At 69.8% G+C, this 21,042-nt stretch carries 16 protein-coding genes; 10 read left to right on the plus strand and 6 right to left on the minus strand.

The genetic code is table 11. The features are described from left to right. Positions 1-6: 6 nt before the first annotated feature. From WS96_RS25400 to WS96_RS25425, 6 genes are all read left to right on the plus strand, one after another. Positions 7-414: a hypothetical protein gene (locus WS96_RS25400; RefSeq protein WP_257128060.1), complete on the plus strand. Its 408-nt coding sequence runs from the start codon at positions 7-9 to the stop codon at positions 412-414. A 366-nt stretch (positions 415-780) separates the two neighbouring features. Next, positions 781-1,620, plus strand: a complete 840-nt coding sequence (locus WS96_RS25405) for a CPBP family intramembrane glutamic endopeptidase (RefSeq protein ID WP_059836289.1) — start codon at positions 781-783, stop codon at positions 1,618-1,620. Between the two features lie 50 nt (positions 1,621-1,670). Next, complete coding sequence (locus WS96_RS25410; protein WP_059836291.1) at positions 1,671-2,576, plus strand: hypothetical protein; 906 nt, start codon at positions 1,671-1,673, stop codon at positions 2,574-2,576. Between the two features lie 310 nt (positions 2,577-2,886). Continuing rightward, positions 2,887-4,473, plus strand: a complete 1,587-nt coding sequence (locus WS96_RS25415; RefSeq protein WP_059836293.1) for a trypsin-like peptidase domain-containing protein — start codon at positions 2,887-2,889, stop codon at positions 4,471-4,473. Between the two features lie 228 nt (positions 4,474-4,701). Then, a complete protein-coding gene (locus WS96_RS25420; protein ID WP_059836295.1) occupies positions 4,702-5,913 on the plus strand; it encodes an MFS transporter in 1,212 nt (403 codons plus the stop codon). 126 nt (positions 5,914-6,039) lie between these two features. After that, positions 6,040-6,579: a DUF4303 domain-containing protein gene (locus tag WS96_RS25425; protein WP_059836505.1), complete on the plus strand. Its 540-nt coding sequence runs from the start codon at positions 6,040-6,042 to the stop codon at positions 6,577-6,579. A 55-nt stretch (positions 6,580-6,634) separates the two neighbouring features. On the opposite strand, the gene WS96_RS25430 is transcribed toward WS96_RS25425, so the two are convergent. The 6 genes from WS96_RS25430 to cobA form a co-directional block, all read right to left on the minus strand. Continuing rightward, positions 6,635-7,333: a fumarylacetoacetate hydrolase family protein gene (locus WS96_RS25430; protein WP_034204722.1), complete on the minus strand. Its 699-nt coding sequence runs from the start codon at positions 7,331-7,333 to the stop codon at positions 6,635-6,637. A 118-nt stretch (positions 7,334-7,451) separates the two neighbouring features. Beyond that, a complete protein-coding gene (locus WS96_RS25435) occupies positions 7,452-8,393 on the minus strand; it encodes a helix-turn-helix transcriptional regulator (protein WP_059789561.1) in 942 nt (313 codons plus the stop codon). Positions 8,394-8,473: 80 nt separating this feature from the next. Further along, the gene (locus WS96_RS25440) at positions 8,474-9,073 is read right to left on the minus strand and encodes a uracil-DNA glycosylase family protein (protein WP_059783362.1); all 600 of its coding nucleotides are present in this window, start codon (positions 9,071-9,073) and stop codon (positions 8,474-8,476) included. 121 nt (positions 9,074-9,194) lie between these two features. After that, positions 9,195-10,247, minus strand: coding sequence for a CmpA/NrtA family ABC transporter substrate-binding protein (locus tag WS96_RS25445; protein WP_059836297.1), 1,053 nt, complete (start codon positions 10,245-10,247; stop codon positions 9,195-9,197). Between the two features lie 5 nt (positions 10,248-10,252). After that, a complete protein-coding gene (locus WS96_RS25450; protein ID WP_034204726.1) occupies positions 10,253-10,849 on the minus strand; it encodes an ANTAR domain-containing response regulator in 597 nt (198 codons plus the stop codon). Positions 10,850-10,969: 120 nt separating this feature from the next. Further along, positions 10,970-11,731, minus strand: coding sequence for a uroporphyrinogen-III C-methyltransferase (gene cobA / locus WS96_RS25455; protein ID WP_059836299.1), 762 nt, complete (start codon positions 11,729-11,731; stop codon positions 10,970-10,972). Positions 11,732-12,392: 661 nt separating this feature from the next. Between cobA and WS96_RS25460 the strand changes: the two genes are divergently transcribed. Genes WS96_RS25460 through WS96_RS25475 form a run of 4 tightly spaced genes read left to right on the plus strand, consistent with a single transcriptional unit; the run spans position 12,393 to position 20,885 of the window. Continuing rightward, positions 12,393-13,718, plus strand: a complete 1,326-nt coding sequence (locus tag WS96_RS25460) for an MFS transporter (protein ID WP_059836301.1) — start codon at positions 12,393-12,395, stop codon at positions 13,716-13,718. Between the two features lie 21 nt (positions 13,719-13,739). Then, on the plus strand, positions 13,740-16,298 hold the full coding sequence (gene nirB, locus WS96_RS25465) for a nitrite reductase large subunit NirB (RefSeq protein ID WP_059836303.1): 2,559 nt from the start codon (positions 13,740-13,742) through the stop codon (positions 16,296-16,298). 38 nt (positions 16,299-16,336) lie between these two features. Further along, positions 16,337-16,681 (plus strand): nitrite reductase small subunit NirD, encoded by a 345-nt coding sequence (nirD, locus tag WS96_RS25470; RefSeq protein ID WP_059836305.1) that lies wholly within the window; start codon positions 16,337-16,339, stop codon positions 16,679-16,681. 16 nt (positions 16,682-16,697) lie between these two features. Continuing rightward, complete coding sequence (locus tag WS96_RS25475) at positions 16,698-20,885, plus strand: bifunctional nitrate reductase/sulfite reductase flavoprotein subunit alpha (RefSeq protein WP_059836307.1); 4,188 nt, start codon at positions 16,698-16,700, stop codon at positions 20,883-20,885. Positions 20,886-21,042 lie beyond the last annotated feature (157 nt).

A 21,042-nucleotide genomic window follows, 5' to 3' on the forward strand; every position in this document is an offset into this window, starting at 1 on the left:
CCGATCATGATTGCGTGCCGTCCGTCGTTCCTGTTCGTTGCCGTTGCCTGCGCGTCGCTGGCGGCGGCGGCCGCCCACGCTCGACCGACACGCGACGGCTTCGTTTGCGATACCGACAAGCATCACATCGTGATCGACCGCGTGGCGGATCGCGGCGCATTGCGCTACCGCGCATGGAACAAGCCGCACCCGGTCGATGGGAAGCCGGACGTCGAAGTGCTCGGCGGCACGGAAGCCACGGGCGGAACGGATCCGTGCGTGAGTACCGACTGGTCGTTCAAGCGCGGCAATATCGTGTACTCGGTATCGGACAGCGCCGCCTGCACGGACGGCAAGCCGCCGCGCGGCGCTTACGGGATGGTGTCCGTGACGATCGACAAGGAATTCGCCGCGCGTTACTGGTGCGTCAAGTAACCGGTGCTTTAAAAACCGTGAAAGGGCGGGCCGGCTGCAAACCACTCAATATTTTAAAAATCCGGCCGATATTTCGATATTAACGATGGCTGTTCGCACAGTCCGATTCGTGCATTTTGTCTTTTCGATCGTAAAGAATGGTCAACGGCGCTTGCCACGACCCGTGCCATGAGCGACGATCCCTCTCCGTAACGAACGGTTACTTTTCCGCGACGACTGGATGTGCGCGGATAAAGGCCGGGCAGTTTGCAACGAGTCACGTTCGTCGTGTGCTCCAATAAATAACAATGCCGATCGGACGAGATCGGCTGCAGGCATCCGGGCGCGATTACCGCGTATGCCGCCTGCGAAATCGTACCAATCCAGATGAAATCCGATTCGAGCGCCTATTGCTTCCCGAATTTGCTGGAAGCGTTTTTTATCGTCGTCGTGCTGAACATGGTCGAGTATTTGATGAACTCGATCATCTGGTCGGCCGGCCGCAGCGCCGGGCTGCAGACGATGGCAATCGCCAGCATCGGGCGGGTGCTCGCGAATGGCCTCGTATTTACGGTGCTGCTTCATCACGGCAAATTGACCTACCGTAGCTTGCTGCACGACAGCGTCGATTCCTGGCGAACGACGATCGGGCGATTTCTCGTGCCCATCGTGCTGATGACACCGGCATTGCTCGTGACGATGAGCGTGCTCGAAGTCGGCGTCGGGCAGTTTTTCCCGTGGACCGGAACCCGGGACGACGCCCGCGAGGTTTATGTGAATGGCGGCCTCGGTCTGATCGTATTGACCTGCGCGATTGCGCCGCTACTCGAAGAGATGCTGTTTCGCGGCGTGATGCTGCGCAGCTTCTTGCGACAGTATCCGGAGGGAACGGCTATCGCGCATTCGGCTGCGGTATTCGGTCTTGCGCATTTGAACGTGTATCAGTTCGCGCTCGCATTCGGACTCGGTTTGCTGATCGGCAAGCTGTATGCGGCCACCCGATCGCTGCTGCCGGGGATATTGATTCATGCCTGCTACAACACGGCCGTGGTGATCGTCGCGCTGAAATCGCCGTTCGTCCTCACCGGGGAGAGCCTGCTGGAAATCTGGCCGACTTCCTGGTGGTTCGGCGCGCTCGTGCTGGGCGGCGTCGGTGCAGGGTGGCTGGTGAAGTCGGTGGATGCGCAACGAAGGGTGCCGGCGAATACGGCAAACGACAACGCGTGAAACGAGAGCACGCGGCGACGGGTTTCTACAACGAGAAAACGAGGTGAAGCATGCGGGGCAAGCAAGTCTGTCTGGTGGGTCTGGCGAGTACGGTACTGATGTTGACGGCATGTGGCGGCGGCGATGACGGTGGCGCCGCCAATACCGGAAGCGGCGCATCGAACAACGATACGACGGGCACGCCGGCGGTCACGTCGCCCGCCGCGCCAGCGCCGGGCGCGTCGACCCAGCCTGCGGTCCAGACGGCTTGCCGACCGAACGGCAACTTCAGCTATTCGGGGGCTGCGTCGCCGGTCGCGGCGAGCAACGGCCAACTGGCGGTGCTCGTCGTGCCGAATTTGCCGAGCGATTACGCGAAGAACCGCAACATGACGGCGGCCAATGTGCCGGCGACGAGCCTGGTTCAGCAGGGAAGCGGTGCGTTTACGACGCTTGCGTCGTCGTCGGCGGCGACCGACTGCCTCGGGCTCGACCATGGGGCCGTGACCGACATCCAGGGCGTCGGCACCGACGTGGCGATCGGCCGGTGGAATCGCGCGATGGACACCGACGGCAATACGTATACCGATACGCAAGGCGTGCACTACGCGGTCGGCACGCCGCTGTCGTTGCCCACCACGGGCGGCCCGCTTTCGTGTACCCAGGTGATGGCCGATACGGTGGCGAGCAACAACGGCGACACGAGCGGTGCGCTCGTGTCGAGTTCGGCGACGCTGGATCCGGTCACGCGCATGCTGACCACACTGAACCTGTCGATCAAGCTGGACAGCGCGCAATACGGGCTGACGTATACGCAGGTGCCGTTGAACGGCGTGCTGAAGACCACCGGGCCCGCGACGATTCAATCGATCGTGGTCGGACACGACGCGGCTCAGCCGCTGGTGGCCGTCGGTTACACGGTTGCGTTGCCGGGCACGCAAGGCGTCGGCGGCGTGGCGGTGTTGTCGTGCCACTGACCGGAGCCAGTGCCGGCTCGTCGATGGACGGGGGCCGATGACGGACCGTTTGCGGTGTGCGGGCCACCTGTCCGTGATGCGCACCAGGTGGCATGTCCCGCCGTGGTGGATGTTCGGATTGACGAACCGCGCGCTTTGTTCGAAACGACCGCCGTCGCGGTTCCGCCGCTCTGGCACATACCGGCATACGGGTTTCGATTCGTATGTTCCACCCGGCGCGTAGGCTATAAATGGTTGGGTGTGCCGGTGTTTGTCGGGCGCCTGCGCGTCTCGCGCAGGGGGCGTCGCGACTGCCCGGGGGAGGTGCACCGTGGTTTGCCAGACGCTTGCTCGCGCCGTGCTTCGCACCGCGTTGATCGGGGGTGTGTTTGCCGGAATCCTGCCGCCGCCCGCCGCCATCGCCGGCACCCTCGCGCCACCCGCCGCACCGCCGGCGATGAAGGCACGGCCGCCCGCCGCGTCCTATGCGATGCCGGTCGACTTCCCGGCGATCGTCGAGCGCTACGGCCCGGCGGTCGTGACCATCCTGGCCGCCACACCCGATCCGCAGACCGGCGGCCCGGCCTTCGCCATCCTCGATCCCGACGATCCGCTCGCCGCGTTCTTCCGCCATGGCGCACCAACGCCCGCGCAGGGGCCGCAGGCGCCGGCGCCCGATACCGCGCCGCGTACGGTGTCCGGCAGCGGCTCGGGCTTCATCGTCAGCGCCGACGGCCTGATCGTCACGTCCGCCCATGTGGTCGACGAGGCGACCGACGTGACCGTGCGGCTCGTCGACCGCCGCGAATTCAAGGCGACGGTGCTGGCCGTCGATCCGCAAAGCGATGTGGCCGTGCTGCGCGTCGACGCGCGGAAGCTGCCGTTCGTGCGCCTCGGCGATTCGTCGAAAGTCCGCGCGGGCGAACCGGTGATGACGATCGGCGCGCCGGACGGGTCGGGCAACACGGTCACGGCCGGCATCGTCAGCGCGACGTCGCGCCGGCTGCCGGACGGCAGCGCATTTCCGTTCTTCGAGACCGACATCGCGCCGAACCCCGACAACTCGGGCGGCCCCGTGTTCAATCGCGCGGGCGACGTGATCGGTATCGCAGTGCAGGTCTATACCGGCGCCGACCGCTACGCGAGCACGACCTTCGCCATCCCGATCGCATTCGCGGCGAAGGTGCGCGCCCAGTTGCGCGCGCAACGGCAGGCGCAGATGCAGGCACAGCAGCCTCAGGCGCCGGCGCCGGGCGCACCGTCCGCCAATGCGTTAGGCATCGACGTGCAGGACGTGGGCGTCGGTCTGGCGGCGGCGTTCGGGCTGCCGCGTCCGGCGGGCGCGCTCGTCAACGGCGTCGAGCCCGGCTCGCCGGCCGCCGCGGCCGGCCTGAAGCCCGGCGACGTGATCGTGAAGATGGGCGACACGGCCATCGGTCGCTCGGCCGAACTGAACGATCTGGCCGCCGCGCTGCCGCCCGGCGGGAAGGCGCCGCTGCGCGTGATCCGCAACCGTGCGCCGATGACGCTGACGATCGCCGGCGCCGACGACGTGGGCGCCGGCACGGCGGCGACGGTCGGCATGGTCGCACCGAAGGCCGCCGCGCGACCGGGGCCGGGTACCGGCGGCGCTGGCGACAGCGGCGAACACGGCGATCGTCTCGGCCTGACGATGCACGCGTTGAGCGACGACGAGCGCCACTCGACGGGGCTCGCGGTCGGGATGATGGTGGACGCGGTGCATGGCCCGGCCGCGCGCGCAGGCATCCAGCCGGGCGACGTCGTGCTGGAGCTCAACGACACGCTGCTCGAGACGCCGGACGACGTGCAGACGCTCGAAGCGAGTGGCGGCAGCGTGATCGCCGTGCTGATCCAGCGCAACAACGCGAGGAAGTTCGTGTCGGTGCGCACGCGTTAGGGCGTTGACGCGGGCGCGGTCGCCCGCCTAACATCGTCCGGTATCGCTGGCGGTCCGCCACGCATTCAGGAGCCATTCGGCATGAAAACGGCATGCTTCATCGTAGTCGTCCACAGGCGCAAGGTCCGGTAGCGGCACCGCGCCGGCATCCATGCGCCCCCGACTCGTTCGGGGGCTTTTTTTTGTGTTGCGCGCGGCCATGCGGCCCGTGCGCGGGAGGGCATCCGCTTGGCCTCGAACCTGTCGACCGCTTCCGACCCGGCGTCGCCGCGGCATGCGACGTTGATCCTGCTGTGCGCGTTGTCGGTGCTGCCGCTGAGCCTGTTCCTGCCGTCGCTGCCGGCGATCGTGCGCGACCTGCATACCGACTATGCGGTCGTCGCGCTGTCGCTCGGCGGGTATGCGGCGGTGGCCGCGTCGCTCGAATGCGTGACGGGGCCGCTGTCCGACCGGTTCGGGCGGCGCCCGGTCGTGCTGACGAGCGTCGCGATATTCGCGCTCGGTTCGCTCGGTTGCGCGATGGCGACCGATATCCGCGTGTTTCTCGGCTGCCGGCTGATGCAGGCGGCGATCACGTCGGTTTATCCGGTGTCGATGGCGGCGATCCGCGACGCCGGCGGCGGCGCGCGCGCGGCGAGCCGGATCGGCTATGCGGCGATGGCCGCCGCGTTCGCGCCGATGCTCGGCCCGACGCTCGGCGGCGCGCTCGACCAGACGGTCGGCTGGCGCGCGAGCTTCTGGTTGCTGGCCGCAGTCGGCATCGCGCTGTTCGGCTGGTGCGCGCTCGATCTCGTCGAAACCCATATGCACCGGTCGTCGAGCTTCGGGCAGCAGTTTCGCGCGTATCCGGCGCTGCTGCGTGCGCGCCGTTTCTGGGCCTATGCGCTGTGCATGGCGTTTTCGACGGGTGCGTTCCATGCGTTTCTGGCCGGCGCGCCGCTCGCCGCGAAAACGCGGTTCGGCATCGCGCCGGCGGAGATCGGCTTCTACATGGGGACGATCACAGCCGGGTTCGTGTGCGGCAGCTTCGTGGCCGCGCGGGTCGCGCGGCGCCATGCGCCGGCCGCGACGATCCTGTGCGGGCGGGTCGTGGCGTGTGCGGGCCCGCTGATCGGCCTCGTGCTCGTGTTCGGCGGCGCGACGCACGCGCTCGCGTGGTTCGGGCCGTGCGTGCTGGTCGGCATCGGCAATGGACTGAGCAATCCCGCCGCCCATGCGGGCGCGGTGTCGGTGCGGCCGGAACTGGCGGGCAGCGCGTCGGGGCTGGCGGGCGCGATGACGATCGGCGGCGGCGCCGCGCTGTCGTCGCTGACGGGCGCGCTGCTGACCTCCGCCAACGCGGGCTACCTGCCGCTCGCGACGATGCTGCTGTCGGCGGCGGTCGCGCTGGCGGCCGCCGTGTGCGTGCGGGCGTTCGACGGGCAGGACGCCGGGCGGTGAGCGCGGGTGCGCCCCGGTACCGGCGCGCGGCCGAATGACGGACAATCCGCCGCATGCCGGGAGACGATGCACGATCCGCGCGCCGCGTGTCCCGACGAGCACGAAGGGCGACTGGACGAGGATGCGATGAGCGACTTTTCTGATTTCCAGCGGGACATTGCCGATGCCGCGAGGGCGACCTTCAGGGCGCTGCGGGCGTTGCACCCGGACGAGCATTTCTACGCGTTTGCGTTGTACACCGACAGCGGCGCGATGACGGTCGCGCCGGCAGCCAATTCGGTCGAAGGGCTGCACCGGATCTGCGCACAGCAGGCGGTGGCGGACGACGATCCGCGGTTCGTGTGGGGTGTTTCCGAATGGGCGTACGCGTCGGCCGAGGCGTCGCCGTTCAACGCGATCTGCGGCAGGCTGGCCGACGAAGTGCTGAGCCCGCAGTTCGTCCGGTCGCGATTCGCCGAATTTTCGCGGCAACTGCACGCCGACATGATCGAGGCATTGCGCCTGCTCGATCGCGACGGCGTATTCGGCACGGGCGACGACCGGGCGGCCGTCACGCTGTTCGTGTCGATCGACGACGACGACGCAGCCGAGGCGCTGGAAAACGCGTCGGCGAAAGCGCTGAATCCGCCGGCCGTCGCCGACGCTTTCCTGCGCCGCTACGACTGACCGGCATCGGGGTATCGCGGGGCGGCCCGGGCAGGCAGCCGCCCCGCAAACGCCGTCAAGGCTTCGCGCCGACCACGAATTCGAACGTCGCGATGCCGTCGACGCCGCCCGTCACGCGGTCGCCCGGCTGCAGCGCGCCGACGCCTGCCGGCGTGCCGGTGAAGATCAGGTCGCCGGCCTTCAGTTCGACCGAGCGCGACACGTACGCGATGACGTCGGGCACGGCCCAGATCATGTCGGCGAGGTCGCCTTGCTGGCGCGTGTCGCCGTTGACCGCGAGCCAGATGCGGCCGGCGGCCGGATGGCCGGTGGCCGTCGCCGCGCGCAGCGCGGTCACGGGGCCCGATGCGTCGAAACCCTTCGCCCAGTCCCACGGGCGGCTCAGCTTCTTCGCTTCGGCTTGCAGGTCGCGGCGCGTGAGATCGACGCCGACGCCGTAGCCCCACACGTGCGAGAGTGCGTCGGCCGGGTCGATCGAGCGGCCGTCCTTGCCGATCGCGACGACCAGCTCGATTTCGTGATGGAGATCGTTCGTCAGCGGCGGATAGGCGACCGTGCCGCTCGCCGGGACGATCGCGTCGGCCGGCTTCGTGAAGAAGAACGGCGGCTCGCGGTCGGGGTCGGCGCCCATTTCGCGGGCGTGATCGGCGTAGTTGCGGCCGACGCAGAATACGCGGCGTACCGGAAAGCGCGCGGACGACTGGTCGACTTCGACGGAAGGACGCTCGGCGGCGTCGATGACATAGGCGGACATCGGATGGCCCTCGTTGGGTAGGAAGACGGATGGCCGGCGCACCGCGCCGGCATGCGTGCAACGATAACCGACGCGCGTGCGCCCGGATGCGACGCAACTGCGTTTTACCGGGACAAAACTACGCGTCGGCGGCGCCCGGCGCATCGTCGCCGTCGGGCAACGCGGCGTTCGCGTCGCGATAGGCCTTCGGCGAGACGCCGACCCGCGCGCGGAAGCGCCGCGCGAAATACCCTTCGTCGCGGAAGCCGACCGAGCGCGCGATGTCCGCGATGCGCCGGCTGGTATGGGCGAGCAGCGACTGCGCCAGCGCGATGCGGCGCTCGGTCACGAGATCGGTGAAGGTACTGCCGGTTTCCTTGCGGACCAGGTGCGCGAGGTAGTTCGGCGAGAGGAACGCGGCTTCGGCGGTCGCGGCGAGCGTCAGGTCCTCGCGAGTCAGGTTCGCACGCACGTGGCGCAGCACGCGGGCCAGCGCGTCGCGCCGGCCGGCGCGCTGGGCGCCGCGCTGCGCGAGTTTGTCGAGCGCGCCCGCGTACTGCGTGCAGACGAGCCCGATCAGTTGCAGCAGGTAGCCGCGCAGCAACGTGGTCGAGCCGAAGGTGCGCACGCGATCGGCGTCGAGCATGCACAGCGCGAGGCGGCGCGCTTCGTCGTACGTGTCGCCGGTCAGGATGAAATCGAGGTGCTCCTGGAAGCGGAACGGCGTCAGCTCGGGGAAGCGGTGCGCGGGCACGTCCTCGAGATCGAGCGGATCGACGTCGAGATCGGCGCGCAGGAACGCCTGGCTGAAGTTGATCACGATGAAGTGCGCGCCTTCCGGATGCGGAATCAGGTGCTCGCGGTGCGGCAACACGAACGCGAGCGCGCCGCGCGGAAACGGCCGCGTGACGCCGCCGATGCGCTGCTCGGTGTCGCCGCCGAGGTTGAACTGGATCTGGAAATACGCGTGCCGGTGCGGCTCGGTGATCGCCTGGCGCGACGCCTGGTCGCGGATGTAGAAATCGAGCCGGTCGCTGCGTTCGGGCATCCCGTACAGGCGCGGCGGGGCGGTGGAGGGCATGAAGGATTCTGCTGTTCGTGACGCGGTTGAGCCGCGATGGTACAGCGAACCGGGCGCGACGGGGACGGGCGCTTGCGCGGTCAGCCCGCCACGAGCGGTGCGATCCGGCGCCGCAGCTCGGGCACGACCTCGGCGTCGAACCACGGATGGTGCTTGAACCATGCCTGGTTGCGCGGCGACGGATGCGGCAGCGGCAGGATCGCGGGGCCGTAGTCGCGCCACGCGTGGACGGTGTCGGTCAGCGTCGCCTTGCGCGTGCCGCGCAGGAAATGCCGCTGCGCGTACTGGCCGATCAGCAGCGTGAGCCGGATCGACGGCAGTTCGGCCACCAGCCGGTCGATCCACAATTGCGCGCATTCGGGGCGCGGCGGGTTGTCGCCGCTCGCGCCGCGGCCCGGGTAGCAGAAGCCCATCGGCACGATCGCGAAGCGCGTCTCGTCGTAGAACGCGTCGGGCTCGACGCCGAGCCAGTCGCGCAGCCGCTTGCCGCTCGCGTCGTCCCACGGGATGCCGCTCGCATGCACGCGTGCGCCCGGCGCCTGGCCGACGATCAGGATGCGCGCGTCGCGATGGGCGCGCACGACCGGGCGCGGGCCGAGCGGCAGGTCGTTTTCGCACGCACGGCACGCGCGGATTTCGGTGAGCAGCACGTCGAGCGGCGCGCGCGTTCGTTTCGGCATCGGTTCGGAGCGGGGACGGCGTGGCGAGGCGCTGTCGTACGGGCGGCACGGGCGGCACGCGCGGGCAGCGGCCGGGCGCCCTGGCCCGGCAGCGCACGCCGGCTGCACCGCGCGGCGCGCGTCACGCCTGCGACAGGCCCGCCGCGCCGCCTTCGGCGACCGCAGCATCATACAACGCGGTCTGCGCGATCGCCGCGGCGATGCCGGCGTCGTCGTGCGCGCCGTCGAGCATGCCCCAGCGCCGGTATTGCGACAGGAACCACCGGCCCTCGCGCGGATCGGGCCGGTTCACCGCGCCACCGTCGTGGAAGCGGATCGGCAGCGGCGGCGTGGCGAACGGCCCCGCGCCGTAGTCGCCGAGCAGGCGCGGCGCGATCAGCCGGGCCGGCACGCCGAGCGCGTCGGGCGACGCGAGCCAGTCGGCCGCCTCGCGGCGGTGCGCGGCGCTGTCGAGCCATGCGCATGCATCGACGAGCGTGCGGATCAGCGCGCGGGCGGTGGCCGGATACAGCGCGACGAAATCGCGCCGGGTCGCGAGCACCTTCTCCGGATGATCGGGCCAGATCTCGCTCGTGACGGCGACGGTCCGGCCTGCGCCGCATGCTTCGGCGACCGCATGCCACGGCTCGCCCGCGCAGAAGCCGTCGAGCTCGCCGCCCGCGAGCGCGGCGACCATCTCGGGCGGCGGAATCACGACGCTGCGCACGTCGCGCAGCGGATCGACGCCGTGCGACGCGAGCCACGCGTTCAGCCACATCGCGTGCGTGCCGGTCGGGAAGGTCTGCGCGAGCAGCGGCTTGCGGCCGAGCGTCGCGAAGGCGGCGCGCACGCTGCCGGTCTGGCGGTACGCGTCGGCGAGGCCGCGCGACAACGTGATCGCCTGGCCGTTGCGGTTCAGCACCATCAGCGCGGCCATGTCGGCCTGCGGGCCGCCGATGCCGAGCTGCAGCCCGCAGACGAGCCCGTACAGCGCATGCGCGGCGTCGAGCTCGCCGCTGAGCAGCTTGTCGCGCACGGCCGCCCACGACGGCTGGCGGCTCGGTTCGAGCGTGAGGCCGTGGCGCGCGCCGAGGTTCAGGCGCTGCGCGACGATCAGCGGGGCCGCGTCGCTGAGCGCGACGAACCCGAGGCGAAGATGCGCGCGTTCCGGCGCGGCGGGAGGAGATGTATTCATTGCACTCATGACTGGGGTGACGCGTCGAGCAGTTGTCGCGCGACGTCGACGATGCGCAGGCCCTGATCCATCGCGCGCTTGCGCAGCGCCGCATACGCGTCGTGTTCGGACAGCTTGCGCCGGTCCATCAGCACGCGTTTGGCGCGATCGATCAGCTTGCGCTCCGCGAGTTCGCGCTCGACGTCGGCCAGCCGGCGGCGCAGCGCATCGTCGTGCGAGAAGCGCGCGAGCGCGACTTCGAGAATCGGCGCGAGACGCTCGGCGGACAATCCTTCGACGAGATACGCACTGACGCCCGCGCCGACCGCCGTGCGGATCAGTTCCTGATCGGCGTCGTGACTGAACATCAGCACGGGGCGCGGCGCGGTCGCATGCATGACCGCGAGTTGCTCGAGCGTGTCGCGCGACGGCGAATCGGTATCGATGATCACGACGTCGGGGCGTTGCTCCTCGACGGCCGCCGGCAGGCGCGCGGGCGTCGCGACGTCGTTCAGCATCTCGTAGCCGAGGCGCGCGAGCGCGTCGCCGAGTTCGCCGATCGGCTTGTCGGTATCGGTGACGAGCAGCACGCGCAGGCGGGCGGGCAGGGCAGACGAACTCATGAGGCGGGCAACAGGGGCAGTGACGCGTCGGTGCAAGGGGCGAACGAGGGATTCGGGCCGCACGCGCGGCCGGCGGCGAAGGAAACGGGGAGCGGCCGAAGCCGCGCGATGCCGCGCACGTCAGGCGGCCCGCGCAAGCGCCGCGCCGGTTGCCGCGTCCGCGCCCTGGGCGGCCGCTGCGCCGATCGCGCCGCCGACGAGGATCACGGCCGGGCTGCCGAGCCGCGCGGCTTCGATGCCGCCCGCGAGCGTGCCGAGCGTGCCGGTCCAGCGGCGCTCGTCCGGCGTGCCGGCCCATTGCACGGCCGCCGCCGGCGTCGATGCCGGGAGCGCGGCGAGCAGGCCCGCCGCGATGCGGTCGACGCGGCTCATCCCCATGTAGATCGCGAGCGTGGTGCCGGTCGCCGCGAGCCGTGCCCAGTCGGGTTCGCCGTGGTCCTGGCGGTGCGCGGTGACGAACGTGACGCCCTGGCAGTGCTCGCGGTGCGTGAGCGAGATGCCGAGGCTCGCGGCGGCGGCGAATCCCGACGAGATGCCGTTGACGATCTCCACGGGAATCGCGGCCGCGCGCAGCGTCGCGAGTTCTTCGCCGGCGCGCCCGAACAGCAGCGCGTCGCCGCCTTTCACGCGCACCACGTGTGCGCCGCGCAGCGCGTGGCGGCGCATCAGCTTCTCGATGAACGCCTGCGGCGTGGAGCGGCAGCCGCCGCGCTTGCCGACGCGGATCACGCGCGCCTGCGGCGCGAGTTCGACGATGCCGGGCGCGACGAGATCGTCGAGCAGCAGCACGTCGGCGGCGGCCAGCGCCTTCACCGCCTTCAGCGTGAGGAGATCGGGATCGCCGGGGCCGGCGCCCAGCAGCGTGACTTTGCCTGTCGTCATGTCGTGTTCCTGTGCCGCATCGCATCCATGCGGCGGTCTGATAGTGCGTTGCTGCGCGGCGGCGGCGGGCGGTCGAAACGCACCGGCATCCGGCCGTGGCCGAGCACGGAGGGACGCCGTTGTCCTGGAGGCTCGCGTGAAGCGCGAGCGGGGTTTTGCGGGGACTGCCCACCGGCGCCGTTGCCGGTGTGATGCACAGGGTTCAGCAATATCCGGGCCAACCCGTCCGTTGCGCGGGCATCGTGTGCCGCGACGCACCGCGCGATGCCCGCGCGCATGCATGCGCTTGCCGCGCGTCGGCCGTCGCGATGCCGCATCGGCATGCATCGCGCCCCATCGGCGCGCACCGCAATGTCGCACGGCGACAGTGCTGCAGCGCACCACATCTGTGCCTCGCTGCATCGCGACGCATCGCGCGCCGCGTGCCGGAGCGTCGCGCATGTTGGCCGGCGCGCCTTGCGCGGCGGGGCTGCCCGCGCGATTCGGGCCGATATGGCACGGCGTTTGCATAAGCTGGTTCGAGCGGATCAACGACGATTCGCCCGCAGTACCGATCAACAGAAGCGCCCGGCAACGGGCTTCATGGGCAACGGCGTCCTACGCATCGGGTCTCTCGACGAGACCGGGTGCGCAGGACGCCGTTTTTCGTTTGGCGGATGACATGACCGACAAAGCTACCCGTATCGATCTCTTCAGCCTCCGCACCGCGCCGATGCGCGCGTTCCATCTGACGTGGATGGCGTTCTTCGTATGCTTCTTCGCATGGTTCGCGTGCGCGCCGCTGATGCCGCTGATCGCACGCGAATTCCATCTCACGGCGGCGCAAGTCGCGAACATCAACATCGCCGCGGTGGCCGCGACGATCGCGGTGCGGTTGCTGGTCGGCCCGATGTGCGACCGCTTCGGGCCGCGCCGCGTGTATGCCGGGCTGCTGCTGCTCGGCGCGATCCCCGTGTTCGCCGTGTCGTTCACGCACGATTACCTGTGGTTCCTGATCTGCCGGCTCGGCATCGGCGCGATCGGCGCGGGCTTCGTGATCACGCAGTACCACACGTCGGTGATGTTCGCGCCGAACGTGGTCGGCACCGCGAACGCGACGACGGCCGGCTGGGGCAATGCCGGCGCGGGCGCGACGCAGGCGCTGATGCCGCTGCTCGTCGCCGCCGGCCTGATGCTCGGCTTCGGCGAGGGCGCGTCGTGGCGCATCGCGCTGATCGTGCCGGGCGTGGCGATGCTCGCGATGGCGTGGGCGTACTGGCGCTTCACGCAGGACTGCCCGCAAGGCGATTTCGTCGCGCTGCGCAAGCAGGGCGTGACGGTCGACAGCGGCAAGAAGGGCGGCTGGGCGAGCTTCTTCGCCGCCTGCGGCAACTACCGCGTGTGGATGCTGTTCGTCACGTACGGCGCCTGCTTCGGCGTCGAGGTGTTCATCCACAACATCGCCGCGCTGTACTACGTCGATCACTTCAAGCTGTCGCTGAAGGATGCCGGTTTCGCGGTCGGCCTGTTCGGTCTGCTCGCGCTGTTCGCGCGCGCGCTCGGCGGCTGGCTGTCCGACAAGATCGCCGCGCGCCGCAGCCTCGACGTGCGCGCGATGCTGCTGTGCGCGCTGATCGTCGGCGAAGGGCTCGGGCTGATCTGGTTCTCGCATGCGCAAGGCATCGGCATCGCCCTCGTCGCGATGCTGACCTTCGGCCTCTTCACGCACATGGCGTGCGGCGCGACCTACGCGCTCGTGCCGTTCATCGACCGCAAGGCGCTCGGCGGCGTCGCGGGGATCGTCGGCGCGGGCGGCAACGTCGGCGCGGTCGCCGCGGCTTTCCTGCTGAAGGGCGTCGGCGACGTGCAGCACACGCTGAGCCTGCTCGGCCTCGCGGTCACCGCGACCGCGTTGTGCGCGATGGCCGTGCGCTTCAGCGACGAACACAAGGCGCGCGAAGCCGAGCTGCGCGATCGCGCGCTGGCCGCCGCGAGCGCCGCGAACTGATCGACCGAAGGAACCGTCATCATGAAACTCATCGTCATCGGCCACGGCATGGTCGGCCACAAGCTCCTCGAATGCATCGCGGCGCAAGCCGGCACGGCAGGCACGCTGCAGGTCACCGTGCTCGGCGAGGAACCGCGCCCGGCCTACGATCGCGTGCACCTGTCGGAATTCTTCGCGGGCAAGTCGGCGGACGACCTGTCGCTCGTCGAACCCGGCTTCTTCGAGCGCCATCCGCAGTTCGACCTGCGCGTGAACGCGCAAGTCGCGTCGATCGACCGTGCCGCGCATACGGTCACGCTCGTATCGGGCGACACGCTCGCGTACGACAAACTGGTGCTCGCCACGGGCTCGCGTCCGTTCGTGCCGCCGGTGCCGGGCCGCGATCGCGCGGGCTGCTTCGTGTACCGGACGATCGAGGATCTCGAAGCGATGCAGGCGTGCGGCGCGCACGCGAAGCGCGGCGTCGTGATCGGTGGCGGGCTGCTCGGCCTCGAATGCGCGAAGGCGCTGCGCGACATGGGGCTCGACACGCACGTGGTCGAATTCGCGCCGCGCCTGATGGCCGTGCAGGTCGACGACGGCGGCGGCCGGATGCTGCGCGCGAAGATCGAGGCGCTCGGCGTGACCGTGCATACCGGCAAGAACACGCTCGAAATCGTCGACGGGGACGAAGGCGCGCACCGGATGGCGTTCGCCGACGGCACGCATCTCGACACCGACATGATCGTGTTCTCGGCCGGCATCCGCGCGCGCGACGAACTGGCCCGCGCGTGCGGGCTCGATATCGGCCCGCGCGGCGGCGTCGCGATCGACGACGCGTGCCGCACGAGCGATGCCGACATCTACGCGATCGGCGAATGCGCGGCCTGGAACGGCACGGTGTACGGCCTCGTCGCACCCGGCTACGACATGGCGCGCGTGGTCGCGAAACAGCTCGGCGGCGCGGCCGCCGCGTTCGCGGGCGCCGACATGAGCACCAAGCTGAAGCTGATGGGCGTCGACGTCGCGAGCATCGGCGACGCGCACGGCACGACGGCCGGCAGCCGCACCTACCAGTATGCGGACGAGCGCCGCCAGGTCTACAAGAAGCTCGTGGTGTCCGACTGCGGCAAGTTCCTGCACGGCGCGGTGATGGTCGGCGATGCAGCCGAGTACGGCACGCTGCTGCAGATGATGCTGAACCGCATCGAGTTGCCCGAGTCTCCGGAATTCCTGATCCTGCCGTCGTCGGACGGCGCGGCGAAGCCGGCGGTCGGCGTCGACGCGCTGCCCGCGGCCGCGCAGATCTGCTCGTGCAACAACGTGTCGAAGTCGCAGATCTGCGCGGCCGTGGCCGACGGCGCGACGAGCCTCGGCGCGCTGAAGGCGTGCACGGGCGCCGGCACGTCGTGCGGCGGCTGCGTGCCGCTCGTCACGCAGATCATGAAGGCCGAGATGAAGAAGCAGGGCCTCGCGGTCAACAACCATCTGTGCGAGCACTTCGCGCATTCGCGCCAGGAACTGTTCCACCTGATCCGCGTCGAGCGCATCACGACGTTCGACGAACTGCTGCGCAAGCACGGCCGCGGGCTCGGCTGCGACGTGTGCAAGCCGGCCGTCGCCGGGATCCTCGCATCGTGCTTCAACGAGTTCGTGCTGAAGAAGGAGCATGCCGGGCTGCAGGATTCGAACGACTACTACCTCGCGAACATCCAGCGCGACGGCACCTATTCGGTCGTGCCGCGGATGCCGGGCGGCGAAGTCACGCCCGAAGGGCTGATCGCGGTCGGCCAGGTCGCGAAGAAATACGGCCTCTACACGAAGATCACCGGCGGCCAGCGCGTCGACCTGTTCGGTGCGCGCGTCGAGCAGCTGCCGTCGATCTGGGAGGAACTGATCGCGGCCGGCTTCGAATCGGGGCACGCGTACGGCAAGGCGCTGCGTACCGTGAAATCGTGCGTCGGCTCGACGTGGTGCCGCTACGGCGTCGACGATTCGGTCGGCCTCGCGATCGATCTGGAGAATCGCTACAAGGGGCTGCGCGCGCCGCACAAGATCAAGTTCGGCGTGTCCGGCTGCACGCGCGAGTGCGCGGAAGCGCAGGGCAAGGACGTCGGCGTCATCGCGACCGAGAAGGGCTGGAACCTGTACGTGTGCGGCAACGGCGGGATGAAGCCGCGCCACGCGGAACTGCTCGCGGCCGATCTCGATCGTGACACGCTGATCCGCTACATCGACCGCTTCCTGATGTTCTACGTGCGCACGGCCGACCGCCTGCAACGCACCAGCGTGTGGCGCGACAACCTCGAAGGCGGCCTCGACTACCTGATCGACGTCGTCGTGCACGACACGCTCTCGATCGCGGCCGAACTCGAAGCCGACATGCAGCACGTGATCGACACCTACGAGTGCGAGTGGAAGCGGGCCGTCACCGATCCGGAAACGCGCAAGCGCTTCCGCCACTTCGTGAATAGCGACGCGCCGGACACGACCATCGAATTCGTCGAGACGCGCGGCCAGATCCGGCCCGCGACGCCCGGCGAACGCGCGGGCGGCAAGCCCGTGTCGATCCCCGTCGTCGCCGAACCTGCCACCGTTTGACCCTCGCCGACACCAGCGTCTTTTTCAAGGAGCCCATCATGAACGATCGTCTTCCGCTGTCCTGGACCCGCGTGTGCCCGCTCGACGACATCGTGCCGAACACCGGCGTGTGCGCGCTCGTCAACGGCGAGCAGGTCGCGGTGTTTCACGTCGCGCATCCCGACGGCGGCGTGTTCGCGATCGACAACGTCGATCCGGTGTCGCAGGCCGCCGTGATGTCGCGCGGGCTGATCGGCAGTCTCGGCGAGCGCATCGTGGTCGCGTCGCCGCTGTACAAGCAGCACTTCGACCTGCGTACCGGCGAATGCCTGGAAGCGCCCGAGCGGTCGGTGAACGCGTATCCGTCGCGGGTCGAGGACGGCTTCGTGTGGATCGCGGCCTGAGCGCCCCGGAGCACGCATGACCGCCACCCCCGTCAAGAGCGTGTGCCCGTACTGCGGCGTCGGCTGCGGGATGGTGCTGCACGTCGAGGAGGGCGAAGTCGTCAAGGTGTCCGGCGACGCCGACCATCCCACCAACTTCGGGCGGCTGTGCACGAAGGGTTCGTCGGCGCACGTCGCGCTGCGTCGCTCGGGGCGGCTCGACCGCGCGTTCGTGCGGCGCGCGCGCGAGGACGACCTCGTGCCGCTGCCGGTGCGCGACGCGATCGCCGAGACTGCACGGCGGCTGCGCGCGGTGCTCGATACGCACGGGCCCGACGCGCTGTCGTTCTACGTGTCGGGGCAGATGTCGATCGAGGCGCAATACCTCGTGAACAAGCTCGCGAAGGGCTTCGTCGGCACCAACAACATCGAGTCGAACTCGCGCCTGTGCATGGCGAGCGCGAGCACCGGCTACAAGCAGTCGCTCGGCGCGGACGGCCCGCCCGGGTCGTACCAGGATTTCGACCGCGCGAACCTGTTCTTCGTGATCGGCGCGAACATGGCCGACTGTCACCCGATCCTGTTCCTGCGAATGATGGATCGCGTGAAGGCCGGCGCGAAGCTGATCGTGGTCGACCCGCGCCGCACCGCGACCGCCGACAAGGCCGACCTGTTCCTGCAGATCCGGCCGGGCACCGATCTCGCGCTGACCAACGGGCTCCTGCATCTGCTGCATGCGAACGGCCGCACCGACGCCGCGTTCATCGCTGCCTGCACCGAAGGCTGGGACGCGATGCCCGCGTTCCTCGCCGACTACCCGCCCGAGCGCGTCGCCGAGATCACGGGGCTGGCCGAAGCCGACATTCGCACGGCCGCGCAATGGATCGGCGACGCGCAGGAATGGACGAGCTGCTGGACGATGGGGCTCAACCAGAGCACGCACGGCGTGTGGAACACCAATGCGATCTGCAACCTGCATCTCGCGACCGGCAAGATCTGCCGCCCGGGCAGCGGGCCGTTCTCGCTCACCGGCCAGCCGAACGCGATGGGCGGGCGCGAGATGGGCTACATGGGGCCGGGGTTGCCCGGCCAGCGCTCGGTGGCATCCGACGACGATCGCCGCTTCGTCGAGAACCTGTGGCGCGTGCCGGCCGGCACGCTGCGCAAGGACACGGGCAAGGGCACGGTCGACCTGTTCGCGCGGATGGCGGCCGGCGACGTCAAGGCATGCTGGATCGTCTGCACGAACCCGGTCGCGACCGTGCCGAACCGGCGCAACGTGATCGCCGGGCTGCAGGCGGCGGAGCTCGTGATCGCGCAGGATGCGTTCCTCGACACCGAGACCAACCGCTACGCGGACATCCTGCTGCCCGGCGCGCTGTGGGCCGAAGGCGACGGCGTGATGATCAACTCCGAGCGCAACATGACGCTGATGCGCGCGGCGGTCGCGCCGCCCGGCGACGCGCTGCCCGACTGGCGCATCGTCGCGGAAGTCGCACGCGAGATGGGTTTCGGCGATGCGTTCAACTATGCGTCGGCGGCCGACGTGTTCGACGAGATCGTCCGTTTCTCGAATCCGGCGACCGGCTACGACCTGCGCGGCGCGAGCCACGCGGCGCTGCGCGACGGGCCCGTGCAGTGGCCCGTCGCACCGGGCGCCGCGCGCGAGCGGCATCCGATCCGCTACCTGAACGACGGCGTGAGCCAGCCGCTGCGCACGGCGGCCGACGGCAGCGACGCCCCGCGCATCGCGTTCCCGACGCCGTCGGGCAAGGCGCGTTTCTTCGCGCGGCCGCACGTCGATCCGGCCGAGCTGCCCGACGACACGTTTCCGATCGTGCTGAACACCGGGCGGCTGCAGCATCAGTGGCACACGATGACGAAGACGGGCAAGGTCGCGATGCTGAACAAGCTCAACCCGCGTCCGTTCGTCGAACTGCACCCGGACGATGCCGGCGCGCTCGGCATCGCCGCGAAGGACAGCGTCGAGATCCGTTCGGCGCGGGGCCGCGCGGTGCTGCCGGCCGTCGTGACCGAGCGCGTGCGGCGCGGCAACTGCTTCGCGCCGATGCACTGGAACGACGTATACGGCGACGACCTGTGCATCAACGCGGTGACGAACGACGCGATCGACCCGGAATCGCAGCAGCCCGAACTGAAATACTGCGCGGTCGCGCTGCGGCGCGTCGAGGCCGACGCGTTCGCGTCCGCCGCCGACGACACCGCGCAACCCGATACATGCGCCGACGACGCGCGGCCCGCGCCGGCGATGGCGCAGGCCGCGGCTTCACAGGAATCCGACATGGCAGACATCGACACTTTCGCGGCCGCGCTCGGCGTCGCCGATCTCGCGCCGCCGCCGCTGACCGACGCGGAGCGCCTGTACGTGGCCGGCCTCGTCAGCGGGTTGAAGGCGAGCGCCGGCCGCCGCGAGGGCGGCGTGCCGGTGCTGCCGGCCGGCGCGCCGTTGACGCCGCCCGTGCGATTCTGGCTCGACGGCATGCTCGCGGGCCTGTTCAGCCGCTCGCTGCCTGCCGGTGCGCAGAGCGCGGCGGCGCCCGCGCTGCCGGCCGACGCCGCCGCGTCCGGCGGCGTGCGCATCGTGCGCCCGCGCCCGAAGGTCGTGCTGCTGTGGGCATCGCAGACCGGCAACATCGAATCGTTGACCGAGGATTACGCGACGAAGCTGATGAACGCGGGCTTCGAGATCCGCACTGCGTGCATGTCCGACTATCCGGTCACGTCGCTGGCCGGCGCGCAATACGTGCTGCTGATGACCAGCACGTTCGGCGACGGCGATGCGCCCGACAACGGCAGCGAGTTCTGGGACGCGCTGCAGGCCGGCAGCGCCGCGCGCCTCGACGGCGTGCATTTCGCGGTGCTCGCGTTCGGCGACCGCAACTACGACCAGTTCTGCGGCCACGGCCGTCGGCTCGACGCGCGGCTCGCGGAGCTCGGCGCGGCGCGCCTGTGTGCGCGCGTCGATTGCGACGTCGAATTCCAGCACGATGCCGACCGGTGGCTCGAGCGCGTCGTCGCGCGGATCAAGGAGGCAGATGCCGCGTTGCACGCGGTGCCGTCCGGCGCGATGAGCCCGTCGGGGCTGCTGCCGACGAAGGCGCATCCGGCGCCGTCGAAGCTCGTCGCGAACCTGCGGCTGAACCGGCCGGGCGCCGCGAAGGACACGCGCTACGTGTCGCTGTCGACCCAGGGCGCGAACCTCGAATACGAAACCGGCGACGCGCTCGGCGTATGGCCCACCAACTGTCCGGAACTGGTCGAGGAATTGCTGTCCGTCACCGCGCTGAAGGCCGACGCGCCCGTGTCGGTGGCGGGCATCGGCGATATCCGGCTCGGCGATGCGCTCGCGCGCCACTTCGACATCACGCGCCCGCATCCGGACACGCTGGCCTTCATCGCGTCGCACAGCGCGAACGGCGCGCTGAAGTCGCTGCTCGGCGACGATCGCAAGGCCGACCTCAAGCAATGGCTGTGGGGGCAGCAACTGGCGGACGTGCTGCACGAATACCCGGTCGAGCTGTCGGCGGCGGAGCTGGTCGGCATGCTCAAGCGCATGCAGCCGCGCCTCTATTCGATCGCGTCGAGCCCGAGCGCGCACGAGGGCGAGATTCACCTGACCGTGTCGGCCGTGCGCTATCACAACGGCCGGCGCGCGCGCAAAGGCGTCGCGTCGACGTTCCTCGCCGATCGCGCGGACGACGGCCGCGTGCCCGTGTTCGTGCAGAAGTCCGCGCATTTCCGGCCGCCGGTGAACGGCGACGTGCCGATCGTGATGGTCGGCCCGGGCACCGGCGTCGCGCCGTTCCGCGGCTTCCTGCACGAGCGGCGGGCGCGCGGCGCGCGCGGGCGCAACTGGCTGTTCTTCGGCGAGCAGCACGCGCAGACCGACTTCTACTACGGCGACGAGCTGGGCGCGATGCACGACAGCGGGTTCCTCACGCGGCTCGATCTCGCGTTCTCGCGCGACCAGGCCGACAAGATCTACGTGCAGGACCGGATGCGCGAGCACGGCGCCGAGCTGTTCGCCTGGCTGGAGGAAGGCGCGCACTTCTACGTGTGCGGCGACGCCGCGCGGATGGCCAAGGACGTCGATACCGCGCTGAAGGCGGTCGTCGCCGAGCACGGCGGCATGTCGGACGAAGCCGCGAACGACTACGTCGCGCGGCTTTCGAAGGCGCGGCGCTATATGCGGGACGTGTATTGAACGCGGGCAGGGCGACTTGATGCCGCCGCGCCTGCACGCGAGCTCCGCGCGGCGACTGGCCGGCCGCCGGCGGCCCGGACCGTCGCCGGCCGTCGATGGCGAACGCTGCGCGTAGCGTCGCGTGGCTGGCGGCTGGCGGGGCGCCTCTGCGTGAACC

This window comes from Burkholderia sp. MSMB1835 (assembly GCF_001526365.1).
Taxonomy (GTDB): domain Bacteria; phylum Pseudomonadota; class Gammaproteobacteria; order Burkholderiales; family Burkholderiaceae; genus Burkholderia.

Excerpts from the sequence above, each read along its gene's own strand:
- WS96_RS25400 (WP_257128060.1), top strand. The coding sequence starts at position 7 with ATGATTGCGTGCCGTCCGTCGTTCCTGTTCGTTGCCGTTGCCTGCGCG.
- WS96_RS25405 (WP_059836289.1), top strand. The coding sequence starts at position 781 with ATGAAATCCGATTCGAGCGCCTATTGCTTCCCGAATTTGCTGGAAGCG.
- WS96_RS25410 (WP_059836291.1), top strand. The coding sequence starts at position 1,671 with ATGCGGGGCAAGCAAGTCTGTCTGGTGGGTCTGGCGAGTACGGTACTG.
- WS96_RS25425 (WP_059836505.1), top strand. The coding sequence starts at position 6,040 with ATGAGCGACTTTTCTGATTTCCAGCGGGACATTGCCGATGCCGCGAGG.
- WS96_RS25430 (WP_034204722.1), bottom strand. The coding sequence starts at position 7,333 with ATGTCCGCCTATGTCATCGACGCCGCCGAGCGTCCTTCCGTCGAAGTC.
- WS96_RS25435 (WP_059789561.1), bottom strand. The coding sequence starts at position 8,393 with ATGCCCTCCACCGCCCCGCCGCGCCTGTACGGGATGCCCGAACGCAGC.
- WS96_RS25440 (WP_059783362.1), bottom strand. The coding sequence starts at position 9,073 with ATGCCGAAACGAACGCGCGCGCCGCTCGACGTGCTGCTCACCGAAATC.
- WS96_RS25445 (WP_059836297.1), bottom strand. The coding sequence starts at position 10,247 with ATGAATACATCTCCTCCCGCCGCGCCGGAACGCGCGCATCTTCGCCTC.
- WS96_RS25450 (WP_034204726.1), bottom strand. The coding sequence starts at position 10,849 with ATGAGTTCGTCTGCCCTGCCCGCCCGCCTGCGCGTGCTGCTCGTCACC.
- cobA (WP_059836299.1), bottom strand. The coding sequence starts at position 11,731 with ATGACGACAGGCAAAGTCACGCTGCTGGGCGCCGGCCCCGGCGATCCC.
- WS96_RS25460 (WP_059836301.1), top strand. The coding sequence starts at position 12,393 with ATGACCGACAAAGCTACCCGTATCGATCTCTTCAGCCTCCGCACCGCG.
- nirB (WP_059836303.1), top strand. The coding sequence starts at position 13,740 with ATGAAACTCATCGTCATCGGCCACGGCATGGTCGGCCACAAGCTCCTC.
- nirD (WP_059836305.1), top strand. The coding sequence starts at position 16,337 with ATGAACGATCGTCTTCCGCTGTCCTGGACCCGCGTGTGCCCGCTCGAC.
- WS96_RS25475 (WP_059836307.1), top strand. The coding sequence starts at position 16,698 with ATGACCGCCACCCCCGTCAAGAGCGTGTGCCCGTACTGCGGCGTCGGC.